The organism is Alteromonas sp. RW2A1 (genome assembly GCF_001886475.1).
In the GTDB taxonomy this organism is placed as follows: Bacteria; Pseudomonadota; Gammaproteobacteria; order Enterobacterales; family Alteromonadaceae; genus Alteromonas; species Alteromonas hispanica.
In genome coordinates this window covers 124,411-138,381 of record NZ_CP018031.1, presented here as the reverse complement: position 1 = coordinate 138,381, position 13,971 = coordinate 124,411, and the positions used below count along the sequence as shown (strand labels likewise).

10 protein-coding genes are annotated in these 13,971 nt (G+C 43.2%); 5 read left to right on the top strand and 5 right to left on the bottom strand.

Features of this window, described 5'->3' with window-relative positions:
• Positions 1-226: 226 nt before the first annotated feature.
• Positions 227-1,447: an acyl-CoA dehydrogenase family protein gene (locus BM528_RS00675; protein ID WP_071978235.1), complete on the top strand. Its 1,221-nt coding sequence runs from the start codon at positions 227-229 to the stop codon at positions 1,445-1,447.
• A 148-nt stretch (positions 1,448-1,595) separates the two neighbouring features.
• On the opposite strand, the gene BM528_RS00670 is transcribed toward BM528_RS00675, so the two are convergent.
• Positions 1,596-4,322, bottom strand: a complete 2,727-nt coding sequence (locus BM528_RS00670) for a TonB-dependent receptor plug domain-containing protein (protein ID WP_232230535.1) — start codon at positions 4,320-4,322, stop codon at positions 1,596-1,598.
• Between the two features lie 507 nt (positions 4,323-4,829).
• Here BM528_RS00670 and BM528_RS00665 point away from each other — a divergent pair.
• From BM528_RS00665 to BM528_RS00655, 3 genes are all read left to right on the top strand, one after another.
• Complete coding sequence (locus BM528_RS00665) at positions 4,830-5,402, top strand: outer membrane beta-barrel protein (RefSeq protein ID WP_071978234.1); 573 nt, start codon at positions 4,830-4,832, stop codon at positions 5,400-5,402.
• 262 nt (positions 5,403-5,664) lie between these two features.
• The gene (locus tag BM528_RS00660) at positions 5,665-6,189 is read left to right on the top strand and encodes an RNA polymerase sigma factor (RefSeq protein ID WP_071978233.1); all 525 of its coding nucleotides are present in this window, start codon (positions 5,665-5,667) and stop codon (positions 6,187-6,189) included.
• A 3-nt stretch (positions 6,190-6,192) separates the two neighbouring features.
• Positions 6,193-6,549, top strand: a complete 357-nt coding sequence (locus BM528_RS00655; RefSeq protein WP_071978232.1) for a DUF6768 family protein — start codon at positions 6,193-6,195, stop codon at positions 6,547-6,549.
• A gap of 3 nt (positions 6,550-6,552) precedes the next feature.
• On the opposite strand, the gene BM528_RS18930 is transcribed toward BM528_RS00655, so the two are convergent.
• A complete protein-coding gene (locus BM528_RS18930; protein ID WP_071981081.1) occupies positions 6,553-6,717 on the bottom strand; it encodes a CcdB family protein in 165 nt (54 codons plus the stop codon).
• 86 nt (positions 6,718-6,803) lie between these two features.
• On the opposite strand from BM528_RS18930, the gene BM528_RS00645 reads away from it, so the two are divergent.
• Complete coding sequence (locus BM528_RS00645) at positions 6,804-8,012, top strand: alanine racemase (protein ID WP_071978231.1); 1,209 nt, start codon at positions 6,804-6,806, stop codon at positions 8,010-8,012.
• A gap of 61 nt (positions 8,013-8,073) precedes the next feature.
• Here the strand turns inward: BM528_RS00645 and BM528_RS00640 are convergent, their stop codons facing one another.
• The 3 genes from BM528_RS00640 to BM528_RS00630 all read right to left on the bottom strand — a co-directional run bounded on the left by BM528_RS00640 (position 8,074) and on the right by BM528_RS00630 (position 13,968).
• Positions 8,074-9,411 carry an alpha/beta hydrolase family protein gene (locus BM528_RS00640; protein WP_232230534.1) on the bottom strand — a complete coding sequence of 446 codons (1,338 nt, stop codon included), beginning with the start codon at positions 9,409-9,411 and terminating at the stop codon, positions 8,074-8,076.
• 136 nt (positions 9,412-9,547) lie between these two features.
• Complete coding sequence (locus tag BM528_RS00635; protein WP_071978230.1) at positions 9,548-11,929, bottom strand: TonB-dependent receptor; 2,382 nt, start codon at positions 11,927-11,929, stop codon at positions 9,548-9,550.
• Positions 11,930-12,243: 314 nt separating this feature from the next.
• The gene (locus tag BM528_RS00630) at positions 12,244-13,968 is read right to left on the bottom strand and encodes a solute:sodium symporter family transporter (RefSeq protein ID WP_071978229.1); all 1,725 of its coding nucleotides are present in this window, start codon (positions 13,966-13,968) and stop codon (positions 12,244-12,246) included.
• Positions 13,969-13,971: the final 3 nt, after the last annotated feature.

Below are 13,971 nucleotides of genomic sequence, written 5' to 3'. Positions count from 1 at the left end.
TGAACTAGTTAAGCACGCTGTGAACAGCATTCATAGTGTAGTGGGATTATATTTCATTTCATTCAACACTCTTATTTTACTAAGCTGTGCCACTAGAAGATGCATTAATCGTGTTGTTGAGCCGATTCAGTAGGGCAAGCCACCATTGAGCAAACTATTAGCAAAATATGCTTGCCGCCATATACGCAGACTAAAACCGAATACAATTTCACTATCGAGGGTAGCTATGGACTTTTCACATAACGACAAAACTAACGCAATGCTGGAAAAGCTAGATGCGTTTATTGCTGAGCATATCGAGCCTATCGAAAACGAGGTTTACGATTTTCATCATAAAGAAAATAACCATAGCGACTGGAAGAGCTGGAAGCTTCACCCAAAAACTGAAGAGCTGAAGAAAAAAGCGCGTGACGCGGGTTTAGCCAACTTGTTTTTACCCGATGGCGAATTAGGTAAAGGGCTTACCACGCTCGAATATGCGCCTATGGCTGAGCGTATGGGTAAGTTTTTATTTGCGCCTGAGATCTTTAATTGCAATGCACCAGATACCGGCAATATGGAAGTGCTTTATCACTTTGGTAACGACGAACAAAAAGCAAAATGGTTAACGCCGTTATTAGCTGGTGAAATACGCTCAGTATTTGGAATGACTGAACCAGATGTAGCGTCGTCCGATGCTACAAATATGGCGGCAACCATTATTGAAGATGGCGACGATGTTGTTATCAATGGTAAGAAATGGTGGTCTACCGGATTAGGCCATCCTAATGCAGCGTTTACTATTTTTATGGGGCTGTCGAATCCAGATAACGATAAGCACAGCCGCCACAGCATGGTGATAGTGCCACTTGATACACCAGGAATTACAATTAAACGCATGCTAGATGCCTATGGCGACTTTGATGCCCCATACGGCCACGGCGAAATGCATTTCGACAACGTGCGGGTAAGCAAAGCCAACGTAATTGCCGGTTTAGGTAAAGGGTTTGCAATAGCGCAGGGCCGATTAGGGCCGGGCAGAATTCATCACTGCATGCGCGCAATCGGCATGACAGAAAAATCGTTAGAATTGGCGCTTAAGCGAGGCCATGAACGTGTGGCTTTTGGTAAGCCTATTATTCGCTTAGGTGGTAATTTAGAGCGAGTTGCCGATGCACGTATGGCAATTGAACAAGCCAGACTGCTAACCCTTCACGCTGCCTGGAAAATCGATAACCTTGGTGTAAAACACGCCATGACAGAAATTTCAGCCATTAAAGTGGTAGTGCCTAATATGTTGCAAGATGTAGTAGACATGGCACTGCAATTACATGGTGGAGCCGGTATGTGCAGCGACTTCCCACTAGCGCGCTTTGCTGCAGGGGCGCGTGCCTTGCGCTTAGCCGACGGACCGGATGAAGTGCACAAAGGTATGGTATCTAGACTAGAGCTTAAGAAATACCAGTAAGCTAGGGTTAAATTACCTCGTATTTCAGCGCTTTATGCCAAACACAAAAATGCCGCTTTAGCTTATACTCTATTAAAAGAGCACAAACAAAGCGGCATTTCTTTATGTTGTTACTTTTAGCTTTTCACTTACCTAAAGCTTTAAAGGCTTAGTAAGTATAGCGTGCCTGCACGTAGTACATGCCGCCGTTAAAGCCAAACGGGCTTGCTTCTGAATATAGCTGACCTAGGCTACCCGCACTTGGGTTCTCTTCAGGATAAGTGTCGAACAAGTTGTTCGCACCCACTACTAAGTCAAGATATTCGTTGTAGCTATACACCACTTCAACATCAATCAATACTTCCGCATCGATATCGTCTACACCGTTACCCGTGTCGTCCCAACCACCGAAGTAGTTAGCTCTTACTAGGGTTCTGAAGTCGCCTTGAGTGTGTGTCCAAGAAATATTACCGCGCAAGTTAGGCAGCAAATCTTCTATGGCAGCAACACGTCCTTCGCCAATTGGGTTAAGTGTACCTACATCATCAACTTCTGTTTCGTTGTAGTTAGCCGCAAGTGTTAAGCGAGAGCTACCGCCCCATGCATCAAAACTGTAGTTACCTACAACATCGATACCGCGAGTTGTGGTATCAAAGCTGTTAGAGAAGAATCTGAACTGCGATAAATCATCTAGGCCAATAAAGTTTTGACGATCGATAATGCCCGCTGAATCAAGCTCAGTTAATGCTTCAGATACCGAGCCATAGTTAGCACCGCCACCTGCAAAGTTAAGTGCATCCAGGAAGTTTACGTTAGCACCTAGTGCTACGCGGTTTTCAAGCTCGATATTGTAGAAGTCGACAGTCCAGCTCATATCTGCGATATCAGCAGAGAAACCAATTGAGAAGTTTTTCGCTTCCTCTGGGCCTAAGTCTGGACGACCGTTACCTTGGCTTTCGATGAAGTCGGCAGCTAACTGACCGGCTGCTGATGACAGTGGCAATGTACCCTGGTCAATAAGCACGCCGTTTACGTTTTGCGTAGTTACGTTAGTGATATTTGCCTGGCCAGCTGTTGGTGCGTGGAAGCCAGTTGAATAAGCACTACGAATACGGAAATCGTCAGTTACGTGAAAGATACCCGCTAATTTAAAATCGGTAGTATCACCAAACTCACTAAAGTCCTCACGACGAACCGCCGCTTGTAACGTAAGAGACTCAGTAACATCAGCTTCTAAATCAACATAGAACGCAGTACTGTCTTGCGAAGCACTGGTGTCGCTTGGGAAACCACCGAAGCCGTTAGAGCTTGATGAAAACCCTTGGCTTGCCAATGGACCTAACGCAAATGACGCTGCATCACCGGCGAACAAATCAAACTCTTCTTTGCGGTATTCGGCACCAAATGCCACGTTCAACTCTGATTCAAAGCCAACATCAACACCGTAAACAAAGTTAAGGTTAAACAAGGTTTCTGTTTGTTCCTGACCACCCGGTTTAAAGTCGCGAGGCGTATCTGGACCAAGTGACGCATTAATGGTGTTGTTGATAAAGAAGTCGGTTCTGTTAGAGCCGCGCTGTGCGCTCACATCGTAGTAAAGGCCGTTACCTATTTCTAAGTCGCCGCGTAAACCTACAGTGAAAGCCATATCCTCATTGTCACCACCAAAGCGAGGAACAAAGCCCGTTGGAATGGTTTCGATGAACGAGAAACAGTTATCGTCTGCTTGAACCTGTGCAAGGAAATCTGGGTCTGGAAAGACATTACCGTTTCCGCCAATAGGAATACCGGCAATACAGCTTCCGCCTACACCCACACCGTCTAAATCACCCACTAGCACAGAGTGAACACCGTTCGGATCTTCAAGACCAGTGAGTGGATCAACCAATGGACCTGCATACACACCACCGCGCTGGCTGCCTTCTGTAACCGGGTTACGATAGAAGAAGCCGCCGGTTACTGTACGCTGACCGTAGTTACCGAAAAGATATAATTCAGCCGCATCACTAAACTCGTAACCTGAGTTGATAAATACTTTTACGTCGTCTTCAACGTCTGGCTGCCCCCAGTACTGAGGAACTTCGTTGGTGTAAGCGTTAATGGTAGAGAAGTCTGATTGAGCAAGATAGCCCGCATCAACCATACCGGCCACATCGTCACGAACCACAGAGCGAATAGTGCCTTCAACATCGCGAACTTCAGCCGTTACGTTTACAAAACCGCTGGTGCCGAGGGAGAAACCTGCGTTGGCAGAAATGGTGTAATTGTCGCCATCGCCTTCATAGGTAGAGCCGTAATTTGCACGCAATTCGAAACCTTCGTCGTTGTCGCGTAACAAGAAGTTAAGTACACCGGCAATGGCATCAGAACCATACTGAGACGATGCACCATCGCGCAATACTTCAACCTGTTTAAGGGCAAGTGAAGGTATCGCTGAAATGTCTACACCTTGTGCACCATCAGAAATACCACCACCTAAGAATGAGATAATAGAGCCACGGTGTCTACGCTTACCGTTAACCAACACAAGCACGTTATCTGGTGATAAACCACGCATGTTCGCCGGACGAACAATGGTTGCCGCATCACTAATAGGCTGTGTGTTTACATCGAAAGACGGTACGTTAGTACGAAGCATATCTTGAACGTCAGAAGACGAGTTTTGACGGAATTCATCACCGCTAATCACATCAACAGGTACTGGAGAATCTGCCGCAGAGCGGTTGGTCATTCGCGTACCAGTGACAATAATATTTTCAAAACTTTCTTTTTCTTCTTCCGTTTCCTGCGCTAATGCGGGGAAAGAAAGTGCGGCAAATAATGGTAATGAGCCAGCAAGCAGCGCTGACGTAATACGATTAAGTTTGCGACCCTTTGGGAAGTTACTTTTGTTCACTGTGTGTCTCCTTCAAGACGTGGTGTTTGTATAAATATTATTCTTATTATGTTTGGTAATGTGTAATACGACGCGGTGACGTGTCATCTCAACCTGCGTGCAAATTATGCTACAACAACATAGGTTATTAGTGCAAACATTTCGTTAATTTGATTCAGATGAAAGACTTGTAACTTTTATATATTAAAAATATATAAATTTAGGATGAATATTTTTATATAAAAATTAACCAAGGGGACACAACTGATTAAAAAATACTCATTAAAGTTAACAACAAAATTACATTCTTAAACGATTCAAACTTTACGTATTTCTCCTATTTTCATCCGGTCTTTACCCCTTCCTTTTGCGTCATAAATTAAATGACAACCCTGTATAAATGAAAACATTCAGTAACATATAAGCCATTGAAACTTAGAGACATAGCTTTTTGAAAAGCGTACATTCCAGCCGCTGTGTACTTTTGGTTTCCCAACCATCAACACGTTATAAAAAAGGAATGAATATATGAAAAAACTAATTCTTGCTGCTGCATTAAGTGCTATTTCTGCAGGCTCTTTCGCTGCAGCTCCTGCATGGGATTTCGTGCAAGGCAGCTACGTAATGACCGACTTTGATGATTCTGATTTTGAATACGAGCCAGATGGCTTTGCTATTTCTGCATCGAAGCTTGTTACCGACAGCGTTTTTGTTACCGGTGACTACTCTCAACAAAACGACGATATTTTTGGTTTAGAAGTAGATTTAGACATGCTGACATTGGGCTTAGGCTATCGCTATGCCCTCTCTGACCAAACAGACTTGTTCGGTATTGTTAGCTATGAAGATATTGAAGTGTCTGGTGCGGGTGAATCTGACGGTGAAGATGGTTACGGCTTGACTGCAGGTGCACGCTCTATGGTAATGGACAATGTAGAGCTGCGCGGTGCGGTGAAATATATAGACAGCGATAGCGGCAGCGACACGTCAATTATTATTGGAGCTGATTACTTCTTTTCTCCTGCCTTCGCTGTGGGTGTAGGTTATGAAGCATCTGATGATTTAAGTACATTTGCACTAAACGCACGTTATAACTTCTAATTAGTAGCGGCACCATTATGGCGTTACGTTTTGCAATGTTGTTGTTTTAAGCGCTAACTGTAAAGCCAGGTATGTGAATTTCATACCTGGCTTTTTTTATTTTTTCCCTTACTTGCTTCTCAAAATATTTTACAAACCACGAACCCTTTTGCCCCTTGATACGTCTTTACTTCATTAATTAGGTATGGAGTATGTATGCTAGTTCAAATTTTGAAGATGGTGATCGTGTTTTTAACTGAGCTTATCGAACTTCTTTTACGTCATGGATGATTTAGAAATTGAAATTTTAGTATTAGAGGCTCAGATGGGCTCCCGCTATGCCGTGCAGAAATTGTATGAACATTTTAACCACTCTCTTAAAAAGTATGTGTACGTTCGCGTTAAAAATAAAATGATAGCCGAGGACATCACGCAAAATGTATGGCTTAAAGTTTATCGAAGGATAAATAGGTTGAACAACGTTTCACTGTTTAAAAGTTGGTTGTTTAAAGCGCTAATTTGGGAGTTAAATGACTGGTATCGAAAGTCAAATCGAGAAGTTTTGTTACCCGACCCACAGAATGAACACGTTTACGAAACCGATGGTTCGAAAGACTTCGATTTATTTCCCTTGCTTCAACAATTAGACAGTAGCGAGAGAGAAACCGCAGAGCTTTACTATGTAAACGATCTTTCTGTTCGAGAAGTGAGTCTGGTACTTGGCGTCCCTGAGGGAACCATAAAGTCGAGGTTACATCGGGCAAGAACTACGCTCAAAGCAGTTATTGAAAAAAATGAGAGGAAATAAGCGATGAAAAATGAAATCGATGAAAAGATAAAACGTGAATTGCAAAAGCAATCCGAAGAACTCGATGAGCTTATAGACGGAGGGCTTAAAAGTTACCTCAAGCTTGGTTTCGAATCCAGATTCGTCGGAATAATGAAAATTGGCTACCTACTGGCCATTCTATTTACCTTTTTGCTTGTTTGGTGTGGATATGAGTTTTTTAATGCGTCGAGCGATAATCAGGTTTTTTGGGGAGTGTGCTTTATTTTGAGCGTTAATATTCAAATTGCAGTGAAGTTATGGATCTTTATGCAGACTAATCAAAATATTCTGTCAAAAGAACTGCGTTTAATGCAGCTACGTCAGAATTCGAATGGTTAGCGTTTAAATACCCGTAATCGCAAAATCTATCGCGTCGATAAGTAAAGCTCTTGATTCCACAAGCGTTCCAACTGCGACTTTAAAAGTGTCTATTGGAACGGTTGTTATTTGCTGTGAGAGAAAAACATAGCCGACACCGTCAAAATCAATTTCAGGAGTTAGTGTAATTCTCTAAGCTCGCCTAGAGAATTAAACTCGAAACATGAGTGCTAGTGCATTACTGTATATGATATCTAAATTACAGTGTGGCGCTTATGCATTTTACTCCAACCAACATTGAAGATTTACCCACTCCCTGCTGCTTGATAGACAAAGCCAAATTGCTGCGGAATATCGCTCGGTTATCCGCGCATATTGGTAATTTGCAATGCACGTTACGCCCTCACGTTAAAACCCATAAGTCGATTGAGGTAACTAAGGCCATCATTGATGCTGGCAACGTTAAAGGCATTACGGTTTCAACATTAAAAGAGGCAGACTATTTTTTTAAACACGGCATGAACGATATTTTGTATGCGGTGGGTATTACACCAAACAAAATAGCTCACGTAGCGCAGCTTATTCAGCAAGGCTGTGACCTAACCATAGTCATTGATAACGAAGATATGCTGTCGCTCGTGCTTGATAAAATGGCGGAGCACAACTGCGTGTTCAAAGTCATTATTGAGCTAGACACCGACGGGCATCGCTCTGGGGTAAACCCTCACTCACATGCGCTTCTCTCTATTGCCAAACACATCAAAAATAGTGCTCATGCAAAGTTTGAGGGGGTTATGACCCACGCGGGTGAGTCTTATGCCTGCTTTACTGAAAAAGCAAAGCAAGACATGGCGGCGCAAGAGCGTGACCTTACCTTACACGCAGTAAAGCGTTTATTTGAGGTGGGAATACATTGCAATACAGTTTCTATTGGCTCTACCCCTACCGCATTTGCGGTTGACCAACTAGACGGAATAACCGAGGTACGCGCAGGCGTATACGTTTTTTTCGACTTGGTTATGGCGGGATTAGGTGTATGCGACATAGACGATATTGCTATGTCGGTATTAGGCACGGTAATAGGCCATCAAAAAGATAAAGGCTGGGTAATCACCGATGCAGGTTGGATGGCCATGTCGAGAGATAGAGGTACTGCCGACCACCCGCAAGATTATGGCTACGGGTTAGTCTCTCCTTCAGGCAGCCACGAGGCGCGCTATATTATGAGCGACGCCAATCAAGAGCACGGTATTATTACTGAGGTTTCAAATGCAAGCCCAGAAAGCCATTCAGAAAAGCATATAGACAGTTCCTTAAATAGCTCTGCAGAGAACAACGACAGTATTTTCACTCAATTTCCAGCAGCAAAAGCCATAGAAATCTTGCCTAATCATGCATGCGCCACCGCGGCGCAATACGACCATTATTATGTTGTAGAAAATGGGGTTGTCATAGATAAGTGGCTGTCGATCGGGGGATGGTGAAGAAGTTGCTTGCCACAAAAGTGGCAAGCGGTTTTTTTGCTTTGGTTTTAATCTCGCAGTGTTAAGGCCTTAACCATTCAAACCTTAAACCTTTTGCTGTTCGATTTTTAAAGCCTTTCCAGTGCGTATGCTCTGGTTTTTCTTCGCCACTTTCATCTTTAGCCCAAACGCCTTCATTTGAATAAGGCACCAAATCTAAATATCTATTCATTGCATCGTTGTTTTTTAAATACTTTCCTAACCATGCAGTTGCGAAGTGCTGGGCAATATTATTCATTCGTGTATTGGCCCAAACTGGGTCGGTGTAATGTTCACTCACATTAATGCCTAGCTCAGTATTAAAGTAAAAACTTTCCTCGGGCGCCGGCATCGGTGCTCCTGCACCGTGATTGGCGTTTTCATAAGTGAGAAGTGCGCGCTCAGTATTTTGCGCCTTACCCCATATGGCCCTCACACCATTCTCATAGCCCGATACATCATCGACAGAACCCGCAACAAACAACATGGGAATATCAATTTCCCCTAACCCTTTTTCATTCCACAAACGATAATTCATTCCCCAAGGCGCAAACGCTATCACTGTTTTAATGCGTGGGTCTGGCCTGCTCGATTGTGAAGCTGCCCCACTTTGATACATGCTCAAAAGACCCGATGGTACCAACATATCAGACGTTACTGCTTGTTCAGTTATGCCTGCTCCACTCATGATAACAGCACCATATCCGCCCATAGAGTAACCAATGATGGCGCTATTGTTTATATCCACCATTCCATGCAAAAAGAAGCTGGGCATTGCGTTCATTTTTTCCATTTCATCTAGAACAAATCCTTGATCTAATGGGCGATTAACCAGCGTTGACTGAAAGCTTGCGAGAGTACGGTAGGTAGAGTCAGTATGGTCAATAGCAGCAACTATGTACCCTTTAGATGCCAAATTTTCTCCCAAATGCGCCATTAAATAGCGGTTACCTGGGTAACCGTGAGAAATCACAATGAAAGGAAAAGCCTCACTATCCTTTAGCGGTTTCGCATCGCGCATTGCCTTTCCGCTAATCTCAATTTCTGTTGTTCCATCTCGCAAATAAGTGGTTTGTATCTTACCACCGTTAGCATCGTCAGCTGCTGGGTACCAAAGCTCCACTGAGAGCGGTCTGTCGTATCTTGGGATCACGGGGGAATCTGGGTCGGTGGTATCAATATTGACCACATCAATTTGGTTTGGATTAACAAGCTCAAGTGTACGCACACCCACCTTATGTTTTCCATAAGCAGCTAATTTTGGGGCATCGGGTCGCTGTGTATCAATTCTGTTTTGGCCGTTCACACTTGTGCTTATTACCAGCGTCATGGACAAGAAAGTAAGTAATGTGACAAAGCTAGATGGGTACAAATTTTTCATTGAATGCACTCTTTTTAAAAGCATTAGTAGTTGGTTTGCTATTGATAGTACGTAAAAAGTAATACTCTTTAGCTATCAGTAAAAACAAAAAAGCCAGCGGTAATAAATCACCGCTGGCTTATACTTATTGCCAATTCTAGTATCTTAGGCGCGCTTGAATACCAAAGTATCTGTCTGCATCGCGAGGTATCTGATATCGGAAGTTGTCACCGCTATACGTAGTGACAAAGCTCTCATCAGTGAGGTTTTTACCAATTAAAGATATACGAACGTCATCATCGTTAAACGAGAACGCTAGGCTCGCGTTTACAATTCCATAATCTGGCAACAATGCTTCAGGGTTTGTCTCGGCAGTTGTACCTGGACCACCCGCAAATATTTCGTCGGTATAAACGTAAGATGCGTTTAAGTAAACGTCCATATCGTTAAGCTCCCAAACGTATTCACCGCTTAGAGAATATTTTAAATCTGGTGAGAATGGTAAGTCGGCACCTGATCTGCCATCGCATGTATCTAAACCTACAGGGCATCTAAACTCATCAACGGTAGCATCTACGGTAGCCATTCCACCGAACAAGCTAAATTGATCGCTCACTTGCCAAATAAAGTCAACTTCCGCGCCTTCGGTAATAATAGACCCTGCATTGGTTAAACGAGTAATGAAGACTCCGTCTAACAATTCTGGGTTATTAGCCTGGAAACCGTCAATTTCTGTGCGGAATACTGCCGCATTAAAAACGAAGTCACGGCTAGCGTATTTATATCCTAATTCATAGGCATCAGAGGTTTCAGGGCCAATGGGGAGCGTATCGTTTGGCGACATATTGTAAAAGACGTTAAACGCAGGACCTTTGTAACCTTGCGAGAAGGTAAAATACGCCATGCTGTTATCGTTGATGTCGTACTGCACGCCAAGCTTACCAGACAAGTCGGTTTCGTCGGTTTCACCATCAAAGTCTGTGTCAAAACCACGAACGCCCACACCGGTCCTCGCATACTCATCGTTACTGCGGCGATTGTGAGAAAAGCTCACTTCGTCTTTCGTGTAACGAAGACCAAATAATAAGCGCAAATCGTCGTTAATGTGGTATTTACCGTCAGCAAATACAGCGTAGTTTAGAAACTCAGTTTCCATAAAGGCTGTGGCGCTTACAATATCATTTGCCAAACAACTTAAAGACTCATCTTCAATGAACTGATTTACTTGTTCTTCACTGGGGTTTTCTACGCCTAACGTGCCGCTTAAATAAGCACTAATTGCTGCAGGGAATTGCCCGTTATTGTTCTGGCAACTTGCGTCTCGCGTAAAGCTACGGTTTGATTTTTGTTGCCACCAGAACACACCACCTTGATACTCAAGTGCGTTCCCAAGTGGAGAGGCAATACGGAACTCCTGCGACACTTGGTTCCAGTCTTGTGGACCTATATCGTGCAATTGAAATGGCACTCCAAATACAGGGAACGGTTCATCCCCAGCGGTAGAGGTAAAATCACCCTCACGGAATTCAGTGTTTGCCCAGTCGCGATATGCGGTAATAGAGGTAAACTGATGGTCGCCTATCATCGTGTCAAACTGCATTGAGAAAGCAGTATGCTCGTCGATGGTGCGTGTTTCAAAATCGTGATCTACTTGTCGTTGGCTTAAATCTAAGTCTCCTACACCAGTGCTATCAGGCGATGCCTCAGACTGGTGTCGACCACTTGGCGTTAACTCTAAATCTGCACAGCAGTCATCATTTGACTTCATATTTTCAAATATGAAAAGCATTTCGGTATCATCAGAAATACGATAATCGAGCATAGCTCGCACGCCTTCTCTGTCGTAACCGTTAACCATTTCATTGTTGAAAACGTTTTCAATGTAGCCGTCAAAGCCAGATTTCATAACAGTAATACTGCCGCTGGCGTCTTCATTCAAGGCACCATGCATACTGCCTCGTAAACGATATTCATTACCTTGGAATAACGTAGCTTCTAGCATTCCACCAAACTCATCCCGTGGACGTTTGGTTGTAATGTTAACTACACCGGCCGATGCATTTTTACCGAACAGGGTACCTTGAGGGCCACGCAAAACCTCAATTCTTTCAAGGTCGTAAAGATCCATAAATGCCTGACCAGAACGACCAAGAACAACACCATCTACCACGGTTGATACACTTGGTTCTGCAGCAACACTAAAAGATATAGTACCAACACCACGAACGGTGATTGCCGAGTTACGCGTTGTATTTCCTTTTCGAAAGCTTACAGAAGGCACTAATGCCTGAAGGCCCTCAATATTATTAGCGAAGGCCGCATTAATTTGGTCTTCGCGCAATACTGAAACGGCAACAGGAATATCGCTAATACTCTCCACACGCTTTTGTGACGTTACTACAATTTTTTCGAGTGACTTTTCGTCAACAGCGTCTTCAACCTGTTCATTGTCTTGCGCATAGCCGTGTGCACTGAAGAGTAATCCTGATGTCATTGCAAGCGTTACCGCTCGACTAACAATCGACCTTCTTGTTTTCATGTTGTTCTCCAAGGAATTCGCCTTTTATGCTTCTCGCCATTCACTATTTACGTTGAACTTATCCAACTTCGAAACATTGAAAGGCGTGTTAACTGCAGGGCCGAAGCATGTGTTTTATTTTTTAATAATTGGCTACATTGCCATTTCATTTTAATTATTGTCTTATAGAAGAAATCTTATGTCTGATGTCTTATATAAGAGATATAAAGTTAAACAATTGTAAATGCATTTGCAAACGGTATGTTAATTTTTTTGATGTGTTTTTGAGTATGGCGAGGATAAGCAGAGACAATATATGTGTCTCTGCGTATTAATTACGTGCCCACTGCCAAGCGCTTAAGACTTTGCACATACTTTGCTCGCCACCATTTCAAACTAATTCCAATGGCAATAAAGCATGTTGCCCATAGTGAAATTAAAATAGGGATAAACGATTGACTTAAACCGCCCACAAAGCCTATTGGTGAGAACATTAAATATAGCGTTGCTATAAGGCTTAAGAGCACAATGGCGCATGGAATAGCGTAGCGCCATGGCGTCATATTCACTTCTGCTTTTAATGTAAACTGCCATGGGGTGCTTCTTGGATACATGTGCCCAATGGTCAGCATAATTGCCAGTTCAATCACAAATAAAATGGCGTAAATATGAATGAAGTTAATATCTACCTCCCACACAAATTTTAGCAACCCGTATGCAATAACATGGAAAATAATAGCCACCTTTGCTGCTAATGCAGGGACATGCCTTGTAAATAGCCCCACTAATACAATTGTGATAACCGGTATATTATAAAAGCCGGTAAATATACGAATTATTTGCCACAACCCGTCAGGGGCTAGCATAAGTAACGGCGCGGTAATAAAAGACAGCAACGCAATAACCAAGCTGGTAATTTTCGCAACGCGAATTATCTTTTCATCGCTCACATTGTCTTTCTTAAAGGGCTTATACACGTCTAAACAAAACAATGTAGCTGCGCTGTTAAGCAGTGAATTAAAAGAACTAAACACGGCACCAAGAAGCACGGCTAAAAAGAAGCCAGACAGATATTGTGGTAGAACATCTTTCACTAAATGCGGATAGGCGAGATCGATAGTTTGCAGGCTTTCATCTTGATATAGGTGATATGCAATTACACCCGGAAGCATCATCATAAAGGGCACTAGTACTTTGAAATATCCTGAAAAAAGCACGCCTTTTTGACCTTCTACTAAATTTTTAGCCCCAAGCGTACGCTGGATAACATACTGGTTGGTGCCCCAATAGAAGAGGTTAGCTAATATCATTCCGGTAAAAATGGTGCCGAAGGGTACGGGATCGTCGGGCCCACCTATTGCATTCAGCTTTTCAGTTTCCGTAGTAGCAATAGTAGTTAAACCGGCGCTAAAGCTGCCATCTCCTAAAGCTATAAGCCCAAGTATTGGCACCAGTAACCCAACGATAAGTAGGCCAACACCATTAATCGTGTCTGACACCGCCACCGCTTTTAAACCACCAAAAATTGCGTAAAGCGCACCTACAGTACCTACAACGACAATCGTTAATACGAGACTTGCTTCGTAGCTCAAATTTAACAGGCCCGGAACATCGAACAACCGCAATACAGCAATAGAGCCGGAATAAAGTACCGAAGGAATTGTGACCAAGGAGTATCCCACCATGAATAGCACCACAGTCATTCGGCGTACACTGTCGTCAAATCGATCTCTTAAAAACTCTGGTAAAGTGGAAAATGCTCCTACTAAGTAGCGGGGTAAAAATACCAGGGCCATAATAATAGTTGAAACACCCGCGGTAACTTCCCACGCCATAGCGCTTAAGTTATAGCCAAAAGCAGAACCGTTTAGCCCAATCAGCTGTTCAGCAGACAAATTGGTTAAAATCATAGAGCCGGCAATAAAGGTTCCGGTTAGTCCTCGACCAGCGAGGAAGTAACCATCTTGAGTATTCACCTCGCCTTTTGTTTTCATATAAGAAATGACGGCCACTAAAAGCATAAACGCCATACATGACAACAATGTAAGGGTGATATCCATTAT